This window comes from Planctomycetia bacterium (assembly GCA_015075745.1).
GTDB lineage: Bacteria > Planctomycetota > Phycisphaerae > UBA1845 > UTPLA1 > UTPLA1.
In genome coordinates, this window is sequence record JABTTW010000002.1 from 778,941 (window position 1) to 801,429 (window position 22,489).

General features: G+C 60.6%; 18 protein-coding genes and 1 tRNA gene. 10 read left to right on the forward strand and 9 right to left on the reverse strand.

The window, feature by feature from the left end; all coding sequences use genetic code 11:
• Positions 1-13: 13 nt before the first annotated feature.
• The 4 genes from HS101_16755 to HS101_16770 are packed head-to-tail and all read right to left on the reverse strand — an operon-like array spanning position 14 to position 3,740.
• Complete coding sequence (locus HS101_16755; protein ID MBE7507917.1) at positions 14-1,036, reverse strand: alcohol dehydrogenase catalytic domain-containing protein; 1,023 nt, start codon at positions 1,034-1,036, stop codon at positions 14-16.
• 15 nt (positions 1,037-1,051) lie between these two features.
• On the reverse strand, positions 1,052-1,822 hold the full coding sequence (locus HS101_16760) for an enoyl-CoA hydratase/isomerase family protein (protein ID MBE7507918.1): 771 nt from the start codon (positions 1,820-1,822) through the stop codon (positions 1,052-1,054).
• Between the two features lie 10 nt (positions 1,823-1,832).
• The gene (locus HS101_16765) at positions 1,833-2,576 is read right to left on the reverse strand and encodes an SDR family oxidoreductase (protein MBE7507919.1); all 744 of its coding nucleotides are present in this window, start codon (positions 2,574-2,576) and stop codon (positions 1,833-1,835) included.
• A 15-nt stretch (positions 2,577-2,591) separates the two neighbouring features.
• On the reverse strand, positions 2,592-3,740 hold the full coding sequence (locus tag HS101_16770; protein MBE7507920.1) for an enoyl-CoA hydratase/isomerase family protein: 1,149 nt from the start codon (positions 3,738-3,740) through the stop codon (positions 2,592-2,594).
• Positions 3,741-3,999: 259 nt separating this feature from the next.
• On the opposite strand from HS101_16770, the gene HS101_16775 reads away from it, so the two are divergent.
• From HS101_16775 to HS101_16790, 4 genes are read left to right on the forward strand one after another with little or no spacing between them, the layout of a single operon-like run.
• Positions 4,000-4,737, forward strand: coding sequence for a TetR/AcrR family transcriptional regulator (locus HS101_16775; protein ID MBE7507921.1), 738 nt, complete (start codon positions 4,000-4,002; stop codon positions 4,735-4,737).
• 3 nt (positions 4,738-4,740) lie between these two features.
• The gene (locus tag HS101_16780; GenBank protein ID MBE7507922.1) at positions 4,741-5,616 is read left to right on the forward strand and encodes a xanthine dehydrogenase family protein subunit M; all 876 of its coding nucleotides are present in this window, start codon (positions 4,741-4,743) and stop codon (positions 5,614-5,616) included.
• A gap of 3 nt (positions 5,617-5,619) precedes the next feature.
• Positions 5,620-8,523, forward strand: coding sequence for a molybdopterin-dependent oxidoreductase (locus HS101_16785; GenBank protein MBE7507923.1), 2,904 nt, complete (start codon positions 5,620-5,622; stop codon positions 8,521-8,523).
• A gap of 25 nt (positions 8,524-8,548) precedes the next feature.
• Complete coding sequence (locus HS101_16790) at positions 8,549-9,895, forward strand: coproporphyrinogen III oxidase family protein (protein MBE7507924.1); 1,347 nt, start codon at positions 8,549-8,551, stop codon at positions 9,893-9,895.
• A 109-nt stretch (positions 9,896-10,004) separates the two neighbouring features.
• Here the strand turns inward: HS101_16790 and HS101_16795 are convergent, their stop codons facing one another.
• Positions 10,005-12,131, reverse strand: coding sequence for a tetratricopeptide repeat protein (locus HS101_16795; protein MBE7507925.1), 2,127 nt, complete (start codon positions 12,129-12,131; stop codon positions 10,005-10,007).
• Between the two features lie 1,470 nt (positions 12,132-13,601).
• On the opposite strand from HS101_16795, the gene HS101_16800 reads away from it, so the two are divergent.
• Positions 13,602-13,675: transfer RNA gene (locus tag HS101_16800), tRNA-Arg, on the forward strand.
• 234 nt (positions 13,676-13,909) lie between these two features.
• On the forward strand, positions 13,910-14,371 hold the full coding sequence (locus HS101_16805) for a PilZ domain-containing protein (GenBank protein ID MBE7507926.1): 462 nt from the start codon (positions 13,910-13,912) through the stop codon (positions 14,369-14,371).
• Between the two features lie 78 nt (positions 14,372-14,449).
• Here HS101_16805 and HS101_16810 read toward each other — a convergent pair whose 3' ends face one another.
• Together HS101_16810 and HS101_16815 are read right to left on the reverse strand one after the other, a co-directional pair.
• On the reverse strand, positions 14,450-15,100 hold the full coding sequence (locus HS101_16810; GenBank protein ID MBE7507927.1) for a nitroreductase family protein: 651 nt from the start codon (positions 15,098-15,100) through the stop codon (positions 14,450-14,452).
• A 422-nt stretch (positions 15,101-15,522) separates the two neighbouring features.
• A complete protein-coding gene (locus HS101_16815; protein MBE7507928.1) occupies positions 15,523-16,914 on the reverse strand; it encodes a PP2C family protein-serine/threonine phosphatase in 1,392 nt (463 codons plus the stop codon).
• A gap of 103 nt (positions 16,915-17,017) precedes the next feature.
• Between HS101_16815 and HS101_16820 the strand changes: the two genes are divergently transcribed.
• Together HS101_16820 and HS101_16825 are read left to right on the forward strand one after the other, a co-directional pair.
• The gene (locus HS101_16820) at positions 17,018-17,440 is read left to right on the forward strand and encodes a transposase (GenBank protein ID MBE7507929.1); all 423 of its coding nucleotides are present in this window, start codon (positions 17,018-17,020) and stop codon (positions 17,438-17,440) included.
• Positions 17,441-17,966: 526 nt separating this feature from the next.
• Complete coding sequence (locus tag HS101_16825) at positions 17,967-19,358, forward strand: tetratricopeptide repeat protein (GenBank protein ID MBE7507930.1); 1,392 nt, start codon at positions 17,967-17,969, stop codon at positions 19,356-19,358.
• Positions 19,359-19,365: 7 nt separating this feature from the next.
• Here HS101_16825 and prfA read toward each other — a convergent pair whose 3' ends face one another.
• Entirely contained in the window at positions 19,366-20,460 is a 1,095-nt protein-coding gene (gene prfA, locus HS101_16830) for a peptide chain release factor 1 (GenBank protein MBE7507931.1), read from the reverse strand.
• Between the two features lie 109 nt (positions 20,461-20,569).
• On the reverse strand, positions 20,570-20,812 hold the full coding sequence (rpmE, locus tag HS101_16835) for a 50S ribosomal protein L31 (GenBank protein MBE7507932.1): 243 nt from the start codon (positions 20,810-20,812) through the stop codon (positions 20,570-20,572).
• Positions 20,813-21,065: 253 nt separating this feature from the next.
• Between rpmE and HS101_16840 the strand changes: the two genes are divergently transcribed.
• Both HS101_16840 and HS101_16845 read left to right on the forward strand, forming a co-directional pair.
• On the forward strand, positions 21,066-21,587 hold the full coding sequence (locus HS101_16840) for an NUDIX hydrolase (GenBank protein ID MBE7507933.1): 522 nt from the start codon (positions 21,066-21,068) through the stop codon (positions 21,585-21,587).
• Positions 21,584-22,441 (forward strand): rhomboid family intramembrane serine protease, encoded by an 858-nt coding sequence (locus HS101_16845; GenBank protein MBE7507934.1) that lies wholly within the window; start codon positions 21,584-21,586, stop codon positions 22,439-22,441. The genes HS101_16840 and HS101_16845 overlap by 4 nt, the downstream gene beginning before the upstream one ends.
• Positions 22,442-22,489: the final 48 nt, after the last annotated feature.

Consider the following 22,489-nt stretch of genomic DNA (forward strand, 5'->3'; position numbering starts at 1 on the left):
AAGCTCCGCCTGCTTACGGAACAACAATGGAGCGCAGCGAAGCGCCCTCTTTCATGACTTCAAACGCCTTCGACAACTCGTCGAGCCTGAACCGATGCGTCACCAGTCGTTTCACATCGATCCGGCCCTGGGCAGCCATGCGGATCAGCGGGATGTAATCCACCGGCCGGCAACCCAGCGAGCCGACGATCTCGATCTCTTTGAACATGATTTTTCCGGCGACCAGCGAGATGGTCTCATTCGTGTATCCGACAACGACCAGTCGCCCGCCGATGCGGACCGACTCGAAGGCCTCCTCGATCGTCTTCGGATTGCCGATGACCTCCAGGGCGATGTCCGCCCCGCCGCCGGTGAGTTTCTTCACCTCTTTGCTGACTCGCTCGACCTTCGTCGCGTTGATCGTCTTGGCCGCGCCGAAATCGGTCGCCCACTGAAGCTTGCGGTCGTTGATGTCTACTGCGATGACGTAGCCGCCCGCGGCGGAGGCAAGCTGCACCGCGTTGATCCCCACGCCGCCGCAGCCGAACACGACCACCGTGTCGCCCGGCCGCACCTTGGCGCGGTTCTTCACTGCGTGATAGGGCGTGGAAACGGCGTCAGCGATAATGCAGGACTCTTCAAGCGGCAGTGACTCCGGCAGATCCAACGCGTCCTTGGCCGGGGCGGCGACGTACTCCGCATACGCCCCGTCGAAGTGATTGCCGAGCATCTTCATGTCGCTGCAAATGTTTTCCCGCCCGTCGCGGCAGAAGACGCACTTGCCGCAGGTCAATACGGCCGGCAACAACACCCGCTGGCCCTTTCGGACGTTGTTCACCTTGACGCCAACTGCCTCGACGATGCCGGAAACCTCGTGGCCCAGCACGATCGGCGGCTTCTTGAACGTCGGCACGCCATGCTCGATGTAGTGCAGGTCCGTGTGGCAAACGCCGCAGGCCGCAACCTTGAGCAGAATGTCCTCCTCGCCGATCTTGGGAACGGGAATGTCCTCGATCTTCAATCCGGCGCTGCCGCCGTGGAATACCGCTGCTTTCATGTCCGCACTCTGCTCCTACGCGTGCTTCCAGTTGGGAGTCCGCTTCTCCAGGAACGCCGCGATGCCTTCGCCGGCGTCCGACAATTTCATTAACTCGCTTAGATACACGTGTTCGTTGCACTCCAACTCGCTGAGAAAGAGCCGTCGGGCTGATTGGCTCACGGTCCGTTTGGCCAGCCGCACGACGGGACGAGAGAGCGATCCAAGCTGGCTGAGGTACTTTTGGACGTCGGACTCGAAAGTCACGGCGGGAAAAATCTGGTTCACCAATCCGATTCGCCGCGCTTCCTCGGCGTCGATGGTCCCGCCCAGCGCGGTCAGCTCGATCGCCTTGGCCAGCCCGACCTTGAGCGGCAGGATGCCCGCCGCCACCGGCGCCAGCGCCGCCAATTTCACTTCCGGTTGCCCGAATGTCGCCTTTTCCGATGCCAGGACGATGTCACAGGAGCTGGCCAGCTCGCAGCCGCCCCCCAGCGCTGCACCGTGAACGGCCGCGATGGTCAGGGCATCCGACACTGCCAACTTGCGGAAGATTCCGTGAAAGAGCGGAATCGACTCGCCGACTTTCGCCGGCGCATGGTCGGCGACATCGACGCCCGCGCTAAAGACCTTGCCCCGGCCTCGCAATACAATCGCCACGAGGCTTGTGTCTCTCACCACGCCTTCCAGGATCGCGTTGAACTCGGCCATCATCGCGCTGTGAAGCACGTTCAGGGGCGGACGATTCATGGCGATGTCGGCGATGCCCTCGGCCACGGTTAAATCGAAGAATTCGTAGTGACGCATGATTACCTCGCTAGATGTACTGGCCGCCGTCAACGCGCAGAACTTCGCCGGTAATAAACCGCGCCCTGTCGCTGCACAGAAACGCCACCGCCTCCGCCACGTCTTCAACTTGCCCCGAACGACCCAGGAGGATCTCGGCCAGTGATTGTTCCTGAGCCTTGGGCGACATCTGCTGGAGCGCCGCGGTTTCGATCAGGCCGGGCGCCACGGCGTTGACAGTCACGTTGAATCGAGCCACTTCTCTCGCCAACGCCTTGGTGAGGCCGATGACACCGGCCTTTGCGGCCGAGTAATTCGTCTGCCCGAATTTGCCGCGCAGGCCGTTGATGCTGGAGATGTTGACGATCGCTCCCCAGTCGCCCTGGCGCATGATCGGTACGGCCGCGCGGCAGAAGTAAAACACGCCGTTCAAATCGACGCCGATGACGTCCGACCATTCCTCGTCGGTCATCTTCCAGATCACCTGATCGCGGAAGATGCCGGCGCAATTCACCAGCACCTCCATGCCGCCCATCGCGGCCGTGAACCCTTCGACGGCGGCGTGAACCTGCTCCGGGTGGCGCGCGTCGCCGACTCCCGACCAGGCCCTGCGGCCGAAGGACGCAATCCGTTGCAAGACCGGCGCCCCGCCGGTGGCATCGCCCTGATAGAAGATGCCAACATCGGCGCCGTCGCGCGCCAACGTCTCGGCAATACAGCGTCCGATCCCGCTGCTACCGCCCGTCACCAAGGCTCGTCGTGGCATCTTCGACATGCTCTGCCTCATGAATCAGACCGACGCCGTCTCCTCGTCGATCGCGGACGACAGCGCCGCGCCACAGCTTCCGCAATGGGTAAACTGCTCCGGCAGGCTTTTCGCGCCGCACTGCGAACAGTTCAGAGCGAACGGACCCCACACGAATTCGCTCGATCCGCCTTCGGCGGCGCGGCGTCGCAGACCGGCGTAGTCGGCTTTGCGCTTCTCCACGAATGCTGCCATGCCCTCGTGGGGCTCCAGGCTGGTGTAGTGAATCGAGAGCCAGTCGCGGGCGTGGCCGACCGTGGAGTGCCACGCGAGTTCCTTCCAGAAGTTCGTTTGAGCCTTCGTGTAACGCGTACACTCGAAGAACTTGTTCACGACTTGCCCGCACAGGTCGCCGACGACCTGATCCAGAAGCGAAAAGTCGAGGCGAAAGCCGTCCTGACCTTTCACCGCCTTCTCCACCTCGCCAGCGGACGCGCGCGATTGGAACGGGTTCTCCCAGGGGTCCGTGTTCCAATCGGCCATATAGGCCCGGCTATTGGTAAAGTGGGTGCGGAACTCGCCGTCGGGCCCTTTCACCGTGGGGACGACCGCGTTGACCAGCCCCATTCCCAGGGCGGTGTACGCTGGATAGCGCTGGTTGAGAAAGAGCATCCCGCGTGCGCGACGGTCGCCGACGTGAATCGGTAGCCATTGCGTAGCGCCGCCGCAGGCCACCGATCCAACATTAGTGCCAATTTGACCCAGGTAGGCGTGCTCACCCATCACGGCCAGGTCGCAGGCCAACTGGCTCTCGTTGCCGCCGCCCACGGCCATGCCGTTGATCCGGGCGATGACGGGCTTCGAGCAATTCAGGATCGATTCAATGTACTGCTTGAAGCAGCACATGTACTTCCAGTAGTCGCGAGGCCGGCGCGTGTAGCGGGCGTGGTATTCCTTGACGTCGCCGCCCGTGCAGAAGGCCCGTTCGCCCTCGCCCGTGAAAACCACGACGGCGATCTGGTCGTCCCAGGAAGCGTCTTCAAAGGCGCGGACCAGTTCCCGAAGGGCCTCGGTGCTGTAGGCGTTGTAATTCTGGGGACGATCAATGGTGATTCGAGCGACCCAATTGTCCTTTTGATAACGGACTTCGTGGAAATCGAGGCCAACGCAATCGCGTTGAAGGAACGATGACATGAACGGATCCTCCGTGGGGCAGCCATGTATTTCCGAACGGACGTTCGTTCGCGAAGAATCCGGAGGACCACCGGCATTGAATGGCCGAATTTCATCATCCAGATCAGCGTGCCTGAATTATGCCATCACTCGCCCAGTAAGCAAGCGCGTTTTTGCGAGGAGTTTCTCTTGACATGGATCCCAGGAAGTGGCATAGTCTGGACAATCGTCCAGTATTCATCGGACATGTTCGATAATGATAGAAACAGAAACAGAACGTTTGTTCGACAGCTTGAATCCGGCCTCCTCTACCCGAACCTCCGGCGCCAAAGTCACTTATGACGACCGCCTCAATCGCATCCTCGAAGTGGCCACACACCTGATTGCCAGGGTCGGCTACCAAAACGCCTCCATGCGGGCCGTGGCCAGGGCGGCCAAGGTAAGCCTGGCGGGCATTTACCACTACTTTGACAGCAAGGAAAAAATGCTCTTCCTGATCCAGTCTCGTTCATTCAATTCCCTGCTGAGCAACCTCCGCGAGAAGCTCCACGGCGTATCCGACCCGAAGGAGCAAATCGCCATCATGATCCGTGCCCATGTGGAATACTTTGCCGCCAACATCGCCGCCCTGAAGGTCTGCTCGCACGAGCTGGATTCCCTGACCGGCGAGGCCTATGAACAAACCTATGTGATTCGTCGTCAGTACTATGACGAGACACGAAAGATCATCGACCGGCTTCTGGATGCGGACGGCGCCAGCGGCGGCATCGATCGGCATGTCGCAACGATGTATCTCTTCGGTACCCTCAACTGGCTCTATCGTTGGTATGACCCCAAACGCGGCCGGTCCCCCAGCTCCATCGCCAAGCAGATCACGGCCCAATTTCTCCATGGCACCATCGGCGCACCATTGACCAGTCGCCGCTCGGTCCCCGACCACACAGTCGCCGCCGGGGATCCCGGGCCCGACGGCAGTCGCCGACCCGGGCAGGCTTCGACCGATCACACACAGGAGTGATCCATGTATCTTCCGGACTTCGAGCTTCATGAGGCCCGCACCATTACCGAGGCAGCGGACTATTTAGCCCGATTCTCTCCGGATGTTCGAGTCTTGGCCGGCGGAACCGATCTGCTCGTCGACCTGAAGGTCGGCAGGGTAAAGGTTCGCCATGTCGTCTCTCTGACGCGTCTTTCCGAGCTGCGCGGCCTCCGCGAAGACGGCCCTTCCTTCCAGATCGGCGCGCTCACCACGCCCAATGAACTAGCAACTTCTCCGATCGTTCGAGAGCGATTTCCCGCGTTGCTCGATGTCCTCCGCGACCTGGCGGCGCCGCAGATTCGAAACATGGCGACGGTCGGGGGCAATCTTGCCAGTGGCGTTCCCTCGGCCGATCTGCCGCCGATTTTGATCAGCCTCCACGCCGCGATCACCCTCCAAATGGGAACCAGAGAACGATGCGTGCCCCTCGATTCGTTCTTCCTCGGCCCGCGCCGCACGGTTATGCAGGCCGGCGAAATCCTGACCGCCATCCGACTACCTTATCCTCCCGGAAGTTCTGGTTCGGCCTACGCGCGTTTTGCTATGCGCCAAGCCAACGCCTGCGCCATTGCCGGTGTCGCGGCGAGCCTTCAACTCGGCCGCGACGGCGCCGTCGCCGCGGCGCGGATCGTTCTCGGTGCGGTCGCTCCGACACCCCAGCTGATTGAACCTGCGGCGGCAAGCCTTGTCGGGAGAATGGTGAATGAGGATTCCATGGAAGTCGCCGCGACCGCCGCAATGGAGGCCGCTTCTCCGATCTCTGACATCCGCGGATCGGCCGATTACCGCCGCGAGATCGTCGGTGTCCTGACTCGCCGAGCCTTGGCCCTCGCCCACCGCCGGGCGCAAGGAGCGTGAGCGATGACTGTCTGCACCCTGAACATCAACGGTGAAAAACACACGGTCGCCCAGGCCGCACACGACACGCTGCTCGACGTTCTCCGTGACAAGCTCCGACTCACGGGTACGAAGAAGGGCTGTAACCTGGGCGACTGCGGCGCCTGCACCGTTCTCGTCGACGGCGTCCCCATGAATAGTTGCCTCCTGCTGGCCGCCGAAATGGAAGGCAAGGCGATCACGACCATTGAGGGTCTGGCCCGCAATGGCGAACTCACGCCCATTCAGCAAGCCTTCGTCCACGAAGGCGGGATCCAGTGCGGTTACTGTACCCCCGGCATGGTCCTCAGCGCGAGCGCGTTCCTGGAAAAGAACCCTCATCCCACGCCGGATCAGATCAAGGACGCCCTCGCAGGCAATCTCTGTCGCTGCACCGGCTACGCAGGGATCCTTCGCGCCGTCGATCGCTGTGGAAACTACCGACCCGACGGCACGTGTGCCAAGAAGACCGCCGTGCCAGGCACCGAGGCCCCTCATCGAACTTCGGCCGCGGCGGGCCTCCAGTCTCAAGACTCAAGCCTGGCCTTGGGCGTGTCCATCCCGCGCGTTGACGCCGTCGATAAAGTCACCGGACGCGCCGTCTACACCGCCGATCTTCACCTTCCAAACATGCTGCACGGCAAGATTCTCGGTTCGCCGATTGCCCACGGCATGATCAAACGAGTGGACACCTCCCGGGCCGAGGCGTTGGAAGGCGTGGTTGCGGTAATCACCGGCGCGGATGTTCCTGACACGATGCACGGCGTCTCGCCTGCGCGATACGACGAGTATGTGCTGGCCAAGCAAAAGGTCCGTCACGTCGGCGATCCCGTAGCCGCCGTCGCCGCCATCGACGAGCGCACCGCGGAGCAGGCACTGTCACTGATCGAAATCGAGTATGAAGAACTGCCCACCCTGCTTGATCCCTTCGAGGCGACCGCGGACGGAGCCCCGCTGATTCATGACCGTTACAAGCGAAATGTCGGCACCGAAGTCCACCAGCACTTTGGCGACGTCGACAAGGCCTTTGCCGATTCCCACCTCGTCCGCGAAGAAACTTTTACTGGCAACAGCATCTCCCAGTCCCCACTCGAACCCCACGCCGCCATCGCCACTTGGGATCCAGACGGCACGCTCGTCCTCTACACCTCGACCCAGGCCCCGCACTACGTGCAGTACATGATGGCCCACGTCCTGCACATCCCCGTCGGCAAGATCCGCGTCATCCGCCCGACCGTCGGCGGCGGCTTCGGCGGCAAGGCCGCGACGAATCCGCTCGATCTTTGCGCCGCCTTTCTCAGCAGGAAGACCGGCCGCCCCGTCAAGATGGTCTATTCTCGCGAAGAGATGTTCCATTACGGCCGCGGCCGCCATAAGCAGCACATGAAGTTCAAACTCGGCGTCGACCGCCAGGGAAAAATCGAAGCGTTCCAGAGCGAGATTTATCTCGACGGAGGGGCCTACTCGTCGTTCGGCGTCGCGACGGCCTACTACGCCGGAAGCATGATCCCCACGCTCTACCGAATTCCAAACTACAAGTACGACGGTTATCGCGTCATGACCAACAAGCCGGCCTGCGGCGCCATGCGCGGCCACGGCGTACCCCAGCCGCGCTTCGCGTTTGAGTGCCTGCTGAACATGATCGCCGACGATCTGGGCATCGATCCCGTGAAAATCCGCCGCCTCAACGCCATGACGCCGAATACCCGCACCGTCAACGATATGGACATTCAAAGTTGTGAGTTTCGCGCGACGCTGGACGCGGTGGAGGAGAAATCGGAGTGGAGAAGCAAATACGGAAAGCTTCCCAAGGGCCAGGGCATTGGAATCGGCTGCGGCGGATTCGTATCCGGCGCGGGCTACTGCATCTATCGCGGCCAGGTCCAGCTTTCCCACGAGAAAGGCCCTGAGCCTTTTCAGAAACACTCGATCTTCCCGCACGCCAACGCCATCGTGAAGATCTCCGAGGACGGCATGGCCGTGGTTTGCCTGATCGGCGCCGCCGAGATCGGCCAGGGCAGCGACACGGTGTTGGCCCAAATGTGCGCCCAAACCCTCGGCATTCCGGTGTCGCGCATCCGAATGCGCAGCGGAGACAGCGACATTTCGCCCATCGATCTCGGGGCCTACTCCTCGCGCGTGACGCTCATGGGCGGTCACGCGGTCTCAAATGCCGCTGCGGCTGTCGTCGAAAAGATGAAGCCCTATGCCGCCAAGCTGCTTGGTTGTGATCTGTCGGATGTCGCCGCCCGCGATGCCAAAATGTTTCCTGTCGGCGACCCGTCCCGCTCCGTCGCATGGGAAGAAGTCGCCAGGAATTTTTTCAACGAGAACGGCCCACTCGTCGGAACAGGCTGCTACAAACCGCCGGACGGGTTGGGCGGCGACTACAAAGGCGCTACCGTCGGCACGAGCCCGGCCTACTCTTTCGGCAGTGCCGTCTGCGAGGTCAACGTCGATCTCGAAACGGGAAAGGTCAATATCCTCCGTTTCACCGACTACCACGACTGCGGCACGCCAATCAATCCGATGGCGGTCCACGGCCAGGTCGAGGGCGCCATCGTCATGAGCGCCGGCGAGACCATCCTCGAAGATGTGCAGTTCGACAACAAAGGCCGCATCCTCAACCCGAACCTCCACGGCTACTTAATGATGTCCATCAAGGACGCACCGGAGATTTTCAGCGGCTTGGTTGATTCCTATGAGCCACGCGGACCGTTTGGTGCAAAGGAGATCGGCGAGGGCAGCACGCTGCCGGTGCTGGGCGCCGTCGCTCATGCCATCGCCAACGCGACGGGCGTGTGGATCAAGGACCTCCCGATCACGCCGGAAAAGATTCTCCGTGCGATGCGCGCCGCGCAACCCGCGCGAGATCTCGTCGGCGTTTAAGGTTTGCGTCGGGGGACAGGTCATCATGGCCACGACATCGACTCAGGCATCCGCCTGCACAAACCTGATGTGTTCGGAGCCAGATAGTGGCAACTACTTCGTCTCCACGTACCCGCCGTTCTCCACGTGGACCGCAGATCAGATTCCCGCCGTGCAGCAACGGCTGGAAACTCCCACCGCTTTGACGAAGGACGAACCGCTGGGCCTTTACATTCACATTCCTTTTTGCGCCCGCCGCTGCCATTACTGCTACTACTTGTCCTACGCGGGCCGGTCTTCGGACGACTTGGATGAATACATCGAGTGCCTGCTTCAGGAACTCGCGATGTATCGTTCCGCTCCGGCCCTCGGTCTTCGCGAATTGTCTTTTGTTTATTTTGGCGGCGGCACTCCATCCTTATTGTCCGAGAGCCAACTTGCGCACCTGCTTTCCGGACTCCAGGCCCTGTATTCGTGGCGCCATGTAGAGGAATCCACGTTCGAGTGTGCCCCGCAATCCGTGACGGCGCCGAAGTTGCAGCTCCTTCGCGACATGGGCATCACTCGAATCAGCCTTGGCGTCCAGGATCTGAATGACGAAATCCTCCGACTGAGCGGCCGGGTTCATCTCGTCGAGGATGTCATGCGCGCCTATGACCTCATCCGCCATGTCGGTTTCGACGTGGTGAACCTCGACATGATCGCCGGCCTCTGCGGTCAGACGGACGCATCATTCTCATCGAGTATCCAACGCGTCATTGAAATTCAGCCCGATTGCCTGACGATCTATCCGCTCGAGATTCCGCACAACACGCCCCTCTATCGACGGCTTCAAACAGACGCCGCGGGCGAGCACCCGGCGTCGTGGGACACGAAGCGAGCGCGTCTGGCGACAGCCTTCGACCAGTTGGAAGCCGCTGGTTACACGATGCGAAGCGCCTATGCGGCGGCAAGAGACCCACACCGACAGCGCTTCGTCTACCAGGATGCCCAATACCGGGGCGCGGACTTATTGGGGATCGGAGCGTCGGCCTTTTCCTACCTCGCTGGGACGCACTCGCAGAACATGCCATCTCTCGAGGATTACGGTGCGTGCCTGCGGGATCGGCGTCTGCCGCTGGTCCGCGCCTATGCGTTAACCGACGACGAGCGTCTCATCCGCGAGTTTATCCTCCATTTGAAACTCGGCTTCGCAGATGTTGGATTTTTCCAAAAGAAGTTTCAGACAGATATCCGCGAACGCTTCGCACGTCCGCTCGCCTCTCTACAGGCAAACGGCTGGCTTAGCGTTGACCGTCAAGGCGTTCGCATGACGCGGCAGGGGCTTTTTCTCGTGGATCGTTTGCTGAGCGTTTTCTATCTGCCGCAACACCAGGGCCTGCGCTACACCTGACTCCATGATGTTCTGATTTGTAAGGGGAACCCGCTCTGGCGGACCCGCGCGAACGCCGCCGCGATCGGGCGTCCGCTTCAACCGATTCCGGCGATGACAACCCCTCGCGTCAAGGCGGCGGGGCCTCAAGTTCCGCCAACAGCGATCGGGCGCCGGGTTCGTCCTGATCCAGCGCCACCAGTTTCCGAGCGAATTCGATCGCGGATGATCGGTCGCCGCTGTCCCGACTGATCGTGGCCAGCGCGATCAGCAGGTCACGGTCTCCGGGATGCCGCGCGTACGCGGCCTTCAACACCGCCAGGCTGAGATCGGGCCGACTCGTCGACTGCAGGGCGATGCCGTAGACGTAAGCGTATCTAGCGTGGTCGGGCATGAGTTCGGCGGCTCGGGCGAGATGTTTCAGGGCGCTCGACAGGTTGTTCCGGCGTGCGAGCGTCAAACCGAGCGAATGATGCAAGGCGGGATCGTCCGGCGCGCGGTTCAACCCGGTTCGCAGCGTGCGCTCCGCCTCGTCCTCGCGTCCCATCACACGATACAGATCGGCGAGGTTGACGTAAGTCGGCGCAAAGCGAGGGCTCAACTTCAGCGCGATTCGATACTCGCGCTCGGCCTGATCGAGTTCGCCGAGTTCGGTGTGCAGCGAGCCCAGATTGAGATGGGCTTCGGCGCGATCGGCGTCGACAAGCTGCGCCCGACGATACTCGTCCATGCCATCCACCAGTGACTTCCGTTGATTCGGCGTCAGCCGCTCAGCCGGCGCCGTCGCCAGGGCGCGTGCCGCGTCGATCCGAACCATCCGGACCGGGTCGTTGAGCAAAGGCGCCACGAGGCGGACCAGCGGCTCCGGCGGTGCCGCACGAATCGCGCTGACACCCGCGGCGCGAACCAGAGGGTCGCGATTCTGCAGTGCCCGCTCGAGGGTCGGTACGGTCCCCGGGCCCAGGAAGCCGCCCAGCAGCGCCACGGCGGTTGCCCGAACAATGCCCGGTTTCGTCGCATCATCCGCAAGCGCAGAAAGGGTCAGGCTGGCGCCGGGCAGCGTCTCAATGCCCGCATGAAGTGCTTCGCCGTAGTGGGGGTCGTGCGCCCGTTTCGTGCCCCACCACTTCACCGTCGCGTCGGCGGCCCACTGCGTCGTGCGATCAGTGTGGCATCCGTTGCAAGCATTCGGGGCGCCTATCTTGGCGGACAAGTCCGGCCTCGGCACGCGAAAACTGTGATCGTGGCGGGCGTGGACGACCATGTAGTTTCGCGTTGGCGCATGGCATTCCACACACCGCGAACCGGGACCGCCGACCTTGTGGAAATGATGCGCGGCGGTGTCAAACTTCTCGGGCGGGTGGCAGGTGGCGCACAAGGTGTTTCCGGCGGGTATCTTCAAGCTATGAGGATTATGGCAGTCTGTACACGTCACCCCGGCGGCGTACATCTTGCTTTGCAGAAAAGACTGGTACTCATAAACTTCGTCCCGGATCTGGCCGTCTGGTTCATACAGCCCGGCATCAAGGACCGTCGGGCGATGCGTGTCCATCAGCGGCCCGCCATGAACGTAGTCTTCGCTGAATGCGCCGCGACGTGAGTGACATCGAGCGCACATCTCGATCACAACATGTAAGGTCCGCTGCGGCTCCCGCCGGGGAACGCCCGTCCTCGGATCGATATTCCACGAGACCGATCGCGGTTCCTTGAGCTGGACGACCAGACCTTTCCGCGGGCTCTCGGTGGATCGCATGCCGCGCTTCGCCGCCTGCGCCCAGGCGACGTGTTCGGAGCCGGGACCGTGACAGCTTTCGCACGAAACGTTGATCTCCGACCAGGATGTTGTGAATCGATCCGAGGCTGCGTCGTAATTCTTGCGAACGTTGGTCGAGTGACACTCGGCACACATGTGATTCCAGTTCTGGTACGGACCGGTCCAGTGCAGAATATCGTCGTGTCCGACATTCTCATCGGGATAGAGATGGAACCATCGCTGGCCACCCTGCTCTTTCGGGCGAGTATCCCAGCACACGTTCAACGCCTGATAGCGGCCATCTGGAAACCCGATCAGATACTGTTGAAGCGGATCGATGCCGAAGGTGTAAGAAATCTCGTACTTCTGCAGCGTGCCGTCCGGGCCGTCCGTTTGTACGAAGAATTTCCCGTCCTTCTTGAAGAATCTGGACGTCACCTCGTGGTACTTGAACTCCCCGTCATCGAAGTTCCCCAACACCGTCTGAGCGTTGGCCACCTGCATCGCCAGATCATGGTGCGATCCACGCCACAACCGATCCTCCGGCTCATGGCATTCCGCGCAAACCGCCCGACCGAGAAAACGAGCGGTCGGCCGCGTCGAAAGCGAAGAAGCAGTTCCATTTGAACCCTGGGATTGGACGATGGGCCGAGTGCGACGGGGAGCCCAAACGGCTGCAGTGATCGCGCCGGCCGCGAGGGCGCAAATAACAAGTCCATGCGGAACGAAGCGATTCGCTTTCATTTTATTCGGTGCGATCGGCAGGGCTGCTCACCCGCGAGATTCCATTAAGGAAAGCATGCAGCATTAGGCGACAGCCTCTGGGTTATGAGTGCTTTAACCCTGATTTTGACATCTTCTGTCGCCTGCCGGAATGAAGGTGAAATGCAGTAACGACAAGGCGATCACTCAGAACAACATAATCACCGTGATCACCATGGTCAAGCAAACACCAATGAATTTCCACGACAATCGCTCGTGCGCCAGCGCCGGGATGCTTCAATACGAGTGGACGTCCACTACAACCTGGCCGATGCCGACAACGACCCGTGTATCGTGTGGGTCTCCGTCAGCGATAACGGCGGGGCCGGCTTTCGTGTCGTGGCTCGAACGTTCACCGGAGACTTCGGCAACGGCATCGCACCCGTCACGAACAAAACGGTCGCGCGAGATGCTGGCGCCGACTCGCGTTTGCCGTTCCACCGCAGTCACGGGACTGGGATATCGCCGTTCCCACGAACAAAATCCGTGATGTTGGATCAAGAACGCAAAGAGACGATGAAGGACCTCGCGAAAATCATTCGCGGTCTTCGCCGACCACGCGTTCTCGCGAATTCGATCTGAGATGAAACGGTTCATCACGGCCGGAGTCACATCGCCCAACAGATCAGCCTTGACATGGGCATGGGCGAACTTGTCTGTAAGCCGTCGTAGAGATGCCGCCGGTATTCGCCGAAACCCGTCGGTCCCACATCCGCGCCGGTCCAAGGGAATGGATAAGAGCCTTGGTGGCATGAAGACCGTCAAAGAACCAGGCGGGCGAAATCAGGCTCCCGTTTTGCCTTCTGTTGCTGGCCCTCCATGTAATGATGCGCAATGTCCCCAATGCCCGTGCCGTCTTTGCGATGGAGCCACGGCTTCCGCCCCACGTGCAAATCGGCTGCCTGACGCGTATACTCATACCCATGCAAGGCCGTCCTGGGATCGGCCCAGACGCCAAAGAAATGAACTTTGCCGCGGATTTTTTTGCACCACTGACCACTAGGGTGTGCAGTCCAGGGAAACGTGGGCGGCGGCTTCTTGGGCCTGGAGGTACTGCTTTGTGTTGCTGACACGACGACAGCTCTTTCCGACACAGTGCCGCAAACCTGCGAGTGCGTGCATTGTTGCAGGCGAGCCGTTTGTCGTTAAGGTTGTCGTCGACTGTTTATGGCTTCCATCGTATTTCTGCAAGCCATTGTCATTTTGTTAGTTGCGCCCGTAGCTCAGCTGGATAGAGCAACGGTTTCCTAAACCGTAGGTCGTAGGTTCGAATCCTATCGGGCGCGATTCCCTTTTCCTCTGTTTTCCTTTCTGAAGATTCCATGCCCAATGGCCCATATCGCGGGGCGCGTCCCGGCGGGATCGGTTTCGTCCGAATAAGTTTTCGAGGCGGCGAAACGGGTCGCGGATTATTGGCGAATGCTCATCCTCGGGGGTCATCGAACCGATAGGGCCTGACAACTGATGCGGTCCCATTCCGGGCCCGTTTAGGCGAAAAACGGTCGACTGGGGATGCCACGATGAACTTCAGAAACTTAGAGCGACGAGAAGACCCCCGCATTCAGTCATTTCTGCCGGTTACATTGTTGGTTGAAGGCTCGGAACAGGAAACTCCGGCGCAGTTGCTCGATCTTTCGATGGGCGGTGCGGCGATTCTGACGACGGCATACAACGCGCCGGAGCTCGGCCATCAACTGAATCTCTTTTTCGACAGTCCCAATAACGACGGCGGCAGCGAGAAGTCGCAGCGCCGCGAGAACTGCGTCGTCGTCAATTCGTCGTCGCCCGAGCGGGGCATTCGACGCGTGGGCGTTCGCTTCTATCAGCGACCCGATCTTCCGCTCAATCCGCAAGACCCGAGCGACTCGTTTTCGGGCCATCGGATGACGGACGACGCAGCGCGACCTTCCCGGTCGTGGAACACGGCACGGAATTTCCGAACGCCGGCGCAGGCGTACTCGGGCAGCGGGCTTCCCAACTAACTGCCGCCGCCCTCTTGAACTCAATCATTCTCACGGGCCCATCGCGCTTGAATTCCTGCGCCGACACTCTCGGTGCGCCTAACGATTCCACTGCAATGCCTCTTGCACCGGCTTCTTGACGAGGTCGGGAACCTGACAATTCTCGGCCGGATAGCCTACGGGAATCAGCAGGAACGGCTTCTCGCATTCGGGACGACGGCAGATCTGCCGGAGGAAGTTCATCGGGCTGGGAGTGTGGGTCAGCGTGGCGAGGCCAAGCTGGTGACACGCCATAATAAAGAAACCGGAGGCGATGCCGGTGCTCTCGATGGGGTAGTAATTTCTCAGTCGGCGATCCCCCGACTCTTCCCAGTCGATGCGAAAGATGATGACGAGGTACGGGGCGATCTCCAGAAAGGGTTTTTCCCACGTCGTGCCGATGGTTTCGAGGGCCTCGAGCCATTCGGCGGGCATTCGATGATCGTAACTCTCCTTTTCCTCGGTCTCGGCGGCGATGCGGATTTCTCGTCTGACGGCGGGATCGTCGATGGCGACGAAGCGCCAGGGCTTTCGATTAGCGCCGCTGGGGGCGGAGTGGGCGATGGCGATGGCCTGCTCCAAGAGTTCTCGCGGGACGGGCTTCGGTGAAAAGTCGCGGCAACTGCGCCGGCCGTTCATCTCGGCGATGAGCTCGGCGGCGCGGCGAGCCTGCCAATCGGAATCGCGAGGCGGGAGCGCGTAGGGGATCATTTTCGGGGGCATGGGTTGCTCCGGGATTGCGTTTGTCGCGATTATACATCGGGTCGGAGCGATCGCCTTTTCGTCGGGCAGAGCATTGGCGATGGGGCAGCGCTCGGAGCCGGACCAACGCGAAGTGCATCTTGCACGCTCGGCGGCATGCATGGCCGGTGGATCGGCCGCGGAATTAGTTGTCGGAGGTCAATCGACAAGTGGCGGCGGAGTCGATCGAGGCGGTGCGCAAGAGCATGGCTCGCGGCCTGCCGTTCGGTGGCGCCGCCTGGCAGCGCAGAGCGGCGGCGCAACTCGGGCTACAAGTAACGCTTCGCCCAAGGGGAAGGCACCGGAAGGAGGAGAGAACATCCTGACAAGTTTTTGTTGTCCTTTTTGGGCACGGAATGCTTCCCGCTGCGGGTAGTATTCCGACAGCTTGGTCAGGTCACAGTTCGCCGGACGAATACGGCCGTAAGATCGTCTGCCTGAAGAGTCCTGCCCGCAAACTCCACGACGAGGGAATAGAGCTTGCGGATGAGTTCGCGCGCCGGCAATGATGCGTGAGCCCGAACGCACTCTATCACCCGCTCGATGCCAAAGAACTCGCCTTCGTCGTTGGCCCACTCGAAAAAACCGTCGGTCACCAGCAGCAGCAGGTCGCCCGGTTCAAGATCGATGTCTTGAGGTGAACCGTAGTCGATGTGTGATCCAATGCCCAAAGGGATGGCGTGGGCGTTGAAAGATCGAACGGCCTGGTCCGCAGCCGTGTAGAGCAACAGCGGTCCATGGCCGGCGGAGAGCAACTGCACTCGGCTTGACGATGGCGTGAGAATGGCCATGACGTACGTGACGAATCGACCTACCGATAAGTCCTGTGAGATCAACCTGTTGATTTGTGTGATTGCTTCGCCGAGGCCGGCGGCCGTCGGCACGATGGCGCGGGCGAATGCACGGCATTGCGCCGCCACGAGTGCCGGCCCGATACCATGGCCGCTCACGTCCGCCAGCGATATTGCTGCGCGGCCGTCAGGCAGCGTTTGCCAATCGAAGTAATCTCCCCCGGTCTCGTCGGCCGGTTGGTTCCAACCGGCGATTTCGAAGCCGTCGATCTTCGGCGGCTCCTTGGGCAGAAGTCCTTGCTGGATGGACCGAGCGATTTCCAGGTCGTGCTCCATTCGCTCGACCAGCCTCCTGGCCTCAGCTTCGCGCAGCGCGGCAAGAACGTATTTGTGTATGCTCCGTGTTATCCCGGCCGCCAGAAATCCGGACACCAGAAGCACCGAGGCATACATGGCAACGTATCCGCCGAACGGAAACGGAAACTGCCCACTGCCGTCGGGGGAACGCCAGACCGTCGAGACCGCTACAGCGCAGTACCCAAGCGCAGAGAGCATCCCAGTCAGCAGGCAAAGCACAGGACGCAGCCGTAGCACCGAGAGCAAGATGAACACGAAGTACATGAGTGCGACAGGTGCCATGAGCGCGGTGTACGGCCCCATCAGCGTGCTCTTAGTCAGAAGCCACAAGGAGACGGTAGGTAGCTGCGTCTCGGCGATCGTGGTCAGGGTCCAGATCGAGGCCGGGATATGATAAGCGCCGGCGAGCGCACGTTGAATCGCCAGAAGATGAAACGACTCGAAAAGACCAAAGATCGTAACCAGTAACGCGATAGCCGGCAGGGGCCGGGTCACCGTCAAGCCGCTGAGCACGCTGTAAATGAATCCAACAAAGAGGATGGCAACAATCGCGAAGAGCACGCTCGCAGTTCGAATGCGTTCGCTCCGCAGGAGAGCCTCGTCAAAGGCATCGGACTCAATCTGAAGCTGCATCATCTGACTTTCCTCCCCGGTTTAGGTTCTGTCTGACGAATGCCCTTTGCGTCGATGTTAACTCTGAACAACCACGGCAGGAAGCCGGGTTTCAGGAAGCGCATGAATGCGAAGACACGAATTGTCAGACGAAGAATGGGCATTGGTCGAAACTATGTTTCCGCCGACGGGCGGCAAGGGCGGCCCATGGCGCGATCATCGCATGGTGATGAACGGTTTGTTCTGGCGGCTGCGGACGGTCAGCAGAAGAAAAGCTGTTAACATCAAAGAGCTGACCATTCCGCGGCCCATGTGTTGCAGTCCAACTCGGGCATCCGTTCGCAGCGTACACCGAGACGGGAGTTCCGCTGGACATCCTACTACCCTTAACCCAGTCTGTATGGGAAAAGAAATCCTGAATTCCGTGCAGGGCTTGACCCATGAGTTCGCCCCTTTTCACGATCAATTCACCCACGATAAATCCGGAAGAACCTTTTTTTTTGACTCACCAATCCCGCCCCACCACCGTCGGGCCACCAACGAGCCCTGAATTTCCGACGAGCCCCGGCGTTCCGACGAGCCCCGGCTTTCCGATGAGCCCCGGACTTCAGTCCGGGCGGTTCAAAATCCACCAGCGGCCCCCATTTCCGCGCGAGCGCCGAGCAAGAATACTCATTGCGATGTCACCGTCCCGACAACCCCAACCCAACGCCACAGGCCTCCCAGATTTCGACGTTTCGACGTTTCGATTTTTCGACGTTTCCACCCAAAAACTCGAAGCGCCCCAACCCATGCCCGCCACAAGTGTTGGCACAATTCCCGAAAGGCTTGTGTCACCTTATGTCACCTTCAATTCGCAGCCCTCCGCGCCCGGCTCCAGAATCTATCAAGACCAATCCGGACCTTCCCGGACGTCCATCCCCAAAACCGACGATGTCTCACCGCGTCGGTCCATTCCCGGACCCGCAAACATCGCCGCCGACCCGGGCTGCTTATTGGTGCGATTCACCTTGCTTACCAACACTGGCAAACCGATCTTTATAGACACGACACGTGCGCCTTTGGGGGGCGAAGCCTTGGCCAATGCCATCACATCACTATTCGGTTCCGGCGGTCTTGCCGGCCTCTACGCGGCGCCGTCGTCCCGCTCGTCCTCCTCCAGTTCCGCCTCAACATTCGACGCATTCGGACCGGACTTCTTCCTCGGCGCCCTGACATCCTCGCGAATCGGCGCATCCGCCGGATACACCGCCACCGGCCAGCCCATCGGCCTCCCGGAAAACGCGCCGCAGGTCAAGCAGCGACAGACCGATCTCAAGGCCGTGACCAATGCGCTGAAGGTCGGAAACCTCACCGCCGCCCGTGCAGGCGTCGATCGCATTCTCAAAGTCTTCCCCAACGACGTGACGGCGACCTACAACCTCGCGCGCATCCAGTTGCTCGAGGGCGATTACAAGGGCGCGGAGAAGTCGCTGCTTCAGGTGTCGCAATCATCGAGCGACGAGTTAATCACCTCCGACCTTCGCGCCGCCCGGACCCTCAAGAAAGGTCCCTCGGAAACCGTCGCACAAATCCGCAGACTTCTCAGCTCACAGAAGACCGCCTCCGACGGCCTGCGGCTGGCCGACTACTTCCTGCAAAACCAGCCCGATAGCGCCGAGGCTCACCTTGCCGTTGCGGAATTCTACGAAGGGATCGGCAACCTGAATCTCGCCGGCGCGGAACTGCGTCAAACGATCGACAAGGTCCCGGCGAGAAATCTCAGCACTGTCATCTCCCACTTGGAAGGTTTCGCGAACCGACACTCCACCGACCCGGGCTCATACGATCTCCTGGCCCAGGCCTACGCGGCCGCCGGTTCGCTGAACAAGGCCAAGAGCGCCTTCCAAACGGCGATTCGCCTGTCGGCGGACGATCCCGCCTTTCAGGCCGACATCCGAAAAGACTTCGCCGACATTTACAGTCGCCTCGGACGACAAAAGAAGCTGGTTGGTGACACCTCCGGGGCACTGACCGCCTTCGAGCAGGCCATCGACCTGCGCGACGACGACGTGCGCCGCGGCGATCTCTCCGACCTGCAGTTCGAGCGGGCTCAGGCGCTCTTCAAGATCGGCGGCTACGCTCAGTCTCTCAAGGCACTCAATGAGTCCTATGTCAATCTCCCGATCGGCGAAGATGCCGCGCGGAAGGATCGCCTGCTGCCCGCATACGATCGGATCATCGAAAAGCTCACGTCTCTCGGCGACCTGAAGAATCTCGTCACCGCCCGGGCAGGCGCCTTCAATCAGGACCCCGCCGATGACGTGCGCAAGCGCGACCTGGCCGAGGCTCAAAACACCTACGGGCTCGACCTGCTCAGCAAAAACAAGTATCGCGAGGCCTACCGCCAATTCCTCGCCGCGACCAGACTCTATCCGGGGGACACCAACTACACCGCCAATCTAAGCACGGCGCGGGCCCTGTTCTAAGACGTAATTACATATCCTGCAGCCGGCGCTGCCGGTCGAATCGCCGAAGCGCCTCAATGACCTCATCGAGCTGCCCCGCGGAGATCTTCTCAAGCGAGAAATTGTCATTGAGCCGATGATCCGTGCAGCGATTCTGCGGATAGTTATAAGTGCGCACGCGCTCGTTGCGATTGCCCGAACCGATCATCGACTTTCGCGTCGAGTCCCGCTTGGCCCGGTCCTGCTCTTCAAAGTGCGCCTTGACCCGGCTGGCCATGATGCGCCGCGCCTTGGCCCGATTCTTATGCTGGCTCCGCTCGTCGCGCATCGACACCATGATGCCCGTGGCGATGTGCTCCAGCCGGATGGCCGTGGCCACCTTGTTGACGTTCTGCCCGCCCGGTCCGCCCGCCGCGCTGACATGTTCGAGGACGTCCTTGTTCCAGTCGATGTCGACTTCGGTCTCCTCCACCTCAGGCAGAACCGCGACCGTCGCCGCCGACGTATGAATGCGCCCCTGCGTCTCCGTCACCGGCACGCGCTGGACACGATGCCCGCCGCCCTCATATCCGAAGTGGGTATAGACGCCTTCGCCCTTCACGGTGAAGACGACTTCGCGATAACCGCCGTATTCATTCGTGGAGAGATCGAGGACTTCGATCTTGAATCCCTTCGCCACGGCATAGCGCGAGTAAATCTCAAACAGGTCCTTCGCGAAAATCGCCGCCTCATCGCCGCCGGTGCCGGCGCGGACTTCCATGATGATGGAATCCACGTTGGCGTCCTCACCGCCGAGCAGACCGTCGATGAGATTCTCCATCAGCGTAGCGGCGGTCGCGGTCAGCTCCCCCAACTCCGCCTCGGCCATCTCCTTGAATTCCGGATCGGCGGAGGGATCGGCAATGATCTGTTCCGCGTCGGCGATCTGAGCGTGCAGCTTCTGGTATCGTCGATAGGGCTCGACCATCCGCGACAAGTTGGCATGTTCCTTGGCCAGCTTGACGATGCGCGTGGAGTTCGACGCCACCTCGGGCTGATTCATCTCCTCGGCGACAGCGTCATAGCGCGCGGAAAGTTCATCCAGCTTGGCGATAAACCCCGGGTTGACGGTCAGCTCAGCCATGATCGATGTGATGCTCGACTCTACGAAATGAGTCTGCGAAAAAGAACACGCCGCACGATCGCCGGATTCAACCGGCAACAATGCGGCGTACAGATTAACAGGTATTCAGCTAAGCCTTGGCGGCGGGCTTCGCGGCGGGCTTCTTCTTGAAGTAATCACCGCCGAACTTTTTCTGGAACTTCTCGACACGGCCGGCGGTATCGACGAACTTCTGTGTGCCGGTGAAGAACGGATGGCAGGCCGAGCAGATTTCCACGGCGATCTTGTCGCGCGTGCTTCGGGTCTCGAACGTGTGGCCGCAACCGCAGCTCACGACGCACTTGATGTACTTGGGATGGATGCCTTCCTTCATGGTGTCGCCTTCGGGATAAGATGCACTTAGTCGAACTTTTTACCGAGCCAAACATTATATCAGGCGGGAAACCGGCGGCAATCGGCCCAGCGAGACTTGGTGTGGGCGGTTGGGCTTCGAGATGGCCGAGCGTCGCCAATCCCTGCCCCCGCCGGATGCAACTTCCTGTCAGTCAGTGTGTTATGGCGAATGTCGGGGGGCCGCCCCTCAGCCTATAATCTGAACTCGGTCACCAGAGGAGCCCGCTGTATCCATGGAAACGCTGCTGAAATGCCGGAAGTTTGAGGTTCGCCGGGAGGTGGTGACCGGCACGGACGGCGCCTCGCATACCCGGGAGTACGTGATCCATCCCGGTGCAGTCGTGGTGCTTGCCCTTCCTGACGCCGACCACTGCCTGATGCTTCGTCAGCTTCGACCTGCGATCGGGCAGGAAATCTGGGAGCTGCCGGCCGGAACCCTGGATATCCTGGGTGAGCCGCCGGAGGAGGCGGCAGCGCGTGAACTGGAGGAGGAGGCGGGGGTTCGGGCGGGAAGGCTGAAGCGCCTCTGCGAGTTCTATCCGTCGCCGGGAATCATGAGTGAGAAAATCATCGCCTTCGTGGCGGAGGATTTGCAGCCGGGACGCCAGGCATTGGGGCCGACGGAACAGATTCACGAAGTAAAGCGGCTGCCGATCGTCGATGCATTGAAAATGGTGACGGACGGACGAATCGTGGACGCAAAAACAATGATCACGCTGATGGTCTGGGACGCGCGACGCGGGAGGAACGAATGAGCTGGGAGAATCGGCCCTACGCGCACAATGACGAGCCGCAATTCGGCGGCGATGGTCTTCGCTCCTGGTTTGGCGGAATGCCGGCGCCAGGGAAGGCTGTGAAGTGGATTGCAATTGCCAACATCGGGCTCTTTCTCATCTGCATGATTACCGGAGGAAGTCAGGGGCTGATTTTTCGGGCGCTCGAAATGCGCACCGACCTCGTCTGGAAGGGGCAGATCTGGCGGCTCTTCACATTTACTTACCTGCATAGCCAGCATGACCTGCTTCATATCCTCTTTAACATGATCGGCCTGTATTTTTTGGGGATTTCATTAGAGCGGCACCTGGGGTCGAAGCGGTTCTTCTATTTCTATACGGCGGCGGGCTTCGTTGCCGTCGCTGCATATTTTCTGATCACGAGTATGAGTTGGCTGGACCGTGACATTCCCATTGTCGGCGCTTCCGGCGGTGTGCTCGGAATTCTCGGCGCATGTGCGGTTCTTTTTCCTTCCATGCGGATCATCCTCGTGTTTTTTCCCGTGCCGATTCGCATGGCGGCACTGATCTTTGGCGTCCTCTACGTATTCAACCTCGGGACTCGGGGAATCAATGCGGGGGGAGACGCCTGCCATCTTGCCGGGCTTGCATTTGGCATCGCCTACGGCTATCGAGGTGCGCAGTGGTCACGGTGGTTTTCTGATTGGCGGGAATCGACGCAAAGGAGAGGCATTGAGACCCGTCGACAACGTGCCAGAGACCTGGAACTCAACGTGGATCGCATCCTCGACAAGGTGCATCAACACGGAGTCGGCAGCCTGTCCGCCCGCGAGAAAAAAATACTCGAAGGGGCCTCGAAACAGGGGCGTAACTAGCCCGGCGGGCGATATCGCTGCTCGACAAACTCCCACGGCAACATGGGA

Bases quoted from the DNA above. Each gene is read 5' to 3' on its own strand.
- HS101_16790 (MBE7507924.1), top strand. From the start codon at position 8,549: ATGGCCACGACATCGACTCAGGCATCCGCCTGCACAAACCTGATGTGT.
- HS101_16805 (MBE7507926.1), top strand. From the start codon at position 13,910: ATGAACTTCAGAAACTTAGAGCGACGAGAAGACCCCCGCATTCAGTCA.
- HS101_16810 (MBE7507927.1), bottom strand. From the start codon at position 15,100: ATGATCCCCTACGCGCTCCCGCCTCGCGATTCCGATTGGCAGGCTCGC.
- HS101_16780 (MBE7507922.1), top strand. From the start codon at position 4,741: ATGTATCTTCCGGACTTCGAGCTTCATGAGGCCCGCACCATTACCGAG.
- HS101_16765 (MBE7507919.1), bottom strand. From the start codon at position 2,576: ATGTCGAAGATGCCACGACGAGCCTTGGTGACGGGCGGTAGCAGCGGG.
- HS101_16795 (MBE7507925.1), bottom strand. From the start codon at position 12,131: ATGCAGGTGGCCAACGCTCAGACGGTGTTGGGGAACTTCGATGACGGG.
- HS101_16755 (MBE7507917.1), bottom strand. From the start codon at position 1,036: ATGAAAGCAGCGGTATTCCACGGCGGCAGCGCCGGATTGAAGATCGAG.
- HS101_16785 (MBE7507923.1), top strand. From the start codon at position 5,620: ATGACTGTCTGCACCCTGAACATCAACGGTGAAAAACACACGGTCGCC.
- HS101_16820 (MBE7507929.1), top strand. From the start codon at position 17,018: ATGCGAAGACACGAATTGTCAGACGAAGAATGGGCATTGGTCGAAACT.
- HS101_16815 (MBE7507928.1), bottom strand. From the start codon at position 16,914: ATGATGCAGCTTCAGATTGAGTCCGATGCCTTTGACGAGGCTCTCCTG.
- rpmE (MBE7507932.1), bottom strand. From the start codon at position 20,812: ATGAAGGAAGGCATCCATCCCAAGTACATCAAGTGCGTCGTGAGCTGC.
- HS101_16760 (MBE7507918.1), bottom strand. From the start codon at position 1,822: ATGCGTCACTACGAATTCTTCGATTTAACCGTGGCCGAGGGCATCGCC.
- HS101_16840 (MBE7507933.1), top strand. From the start codon at position 21,066: ATGGAAACGCTGCTGAAATGCCGGAAGTTTGAGGTTCGCCGGGAGGTG.
- prfA (MBE7507931.1), bottom strand. From the start codon at position 20,460: ATGGCTGAGCTGACCGTCAACCCGGGGTTTATCGCCAAGCTGGATGAA.
- HS101_16770 (MBE7507920.1), bottom strand. From the start codon at position 3,740: ATGTCATCGTTCCTTCAACGCGATTGCGTTGGCCTCGATTTCCACGAA.
- HS101_16845 (MBE7507934.1), top strand. From the start codon at position 21,584: ATGAGCTGGGAGAATCGGCCCTACGCGCACAATGACGAGCCGCAATTC.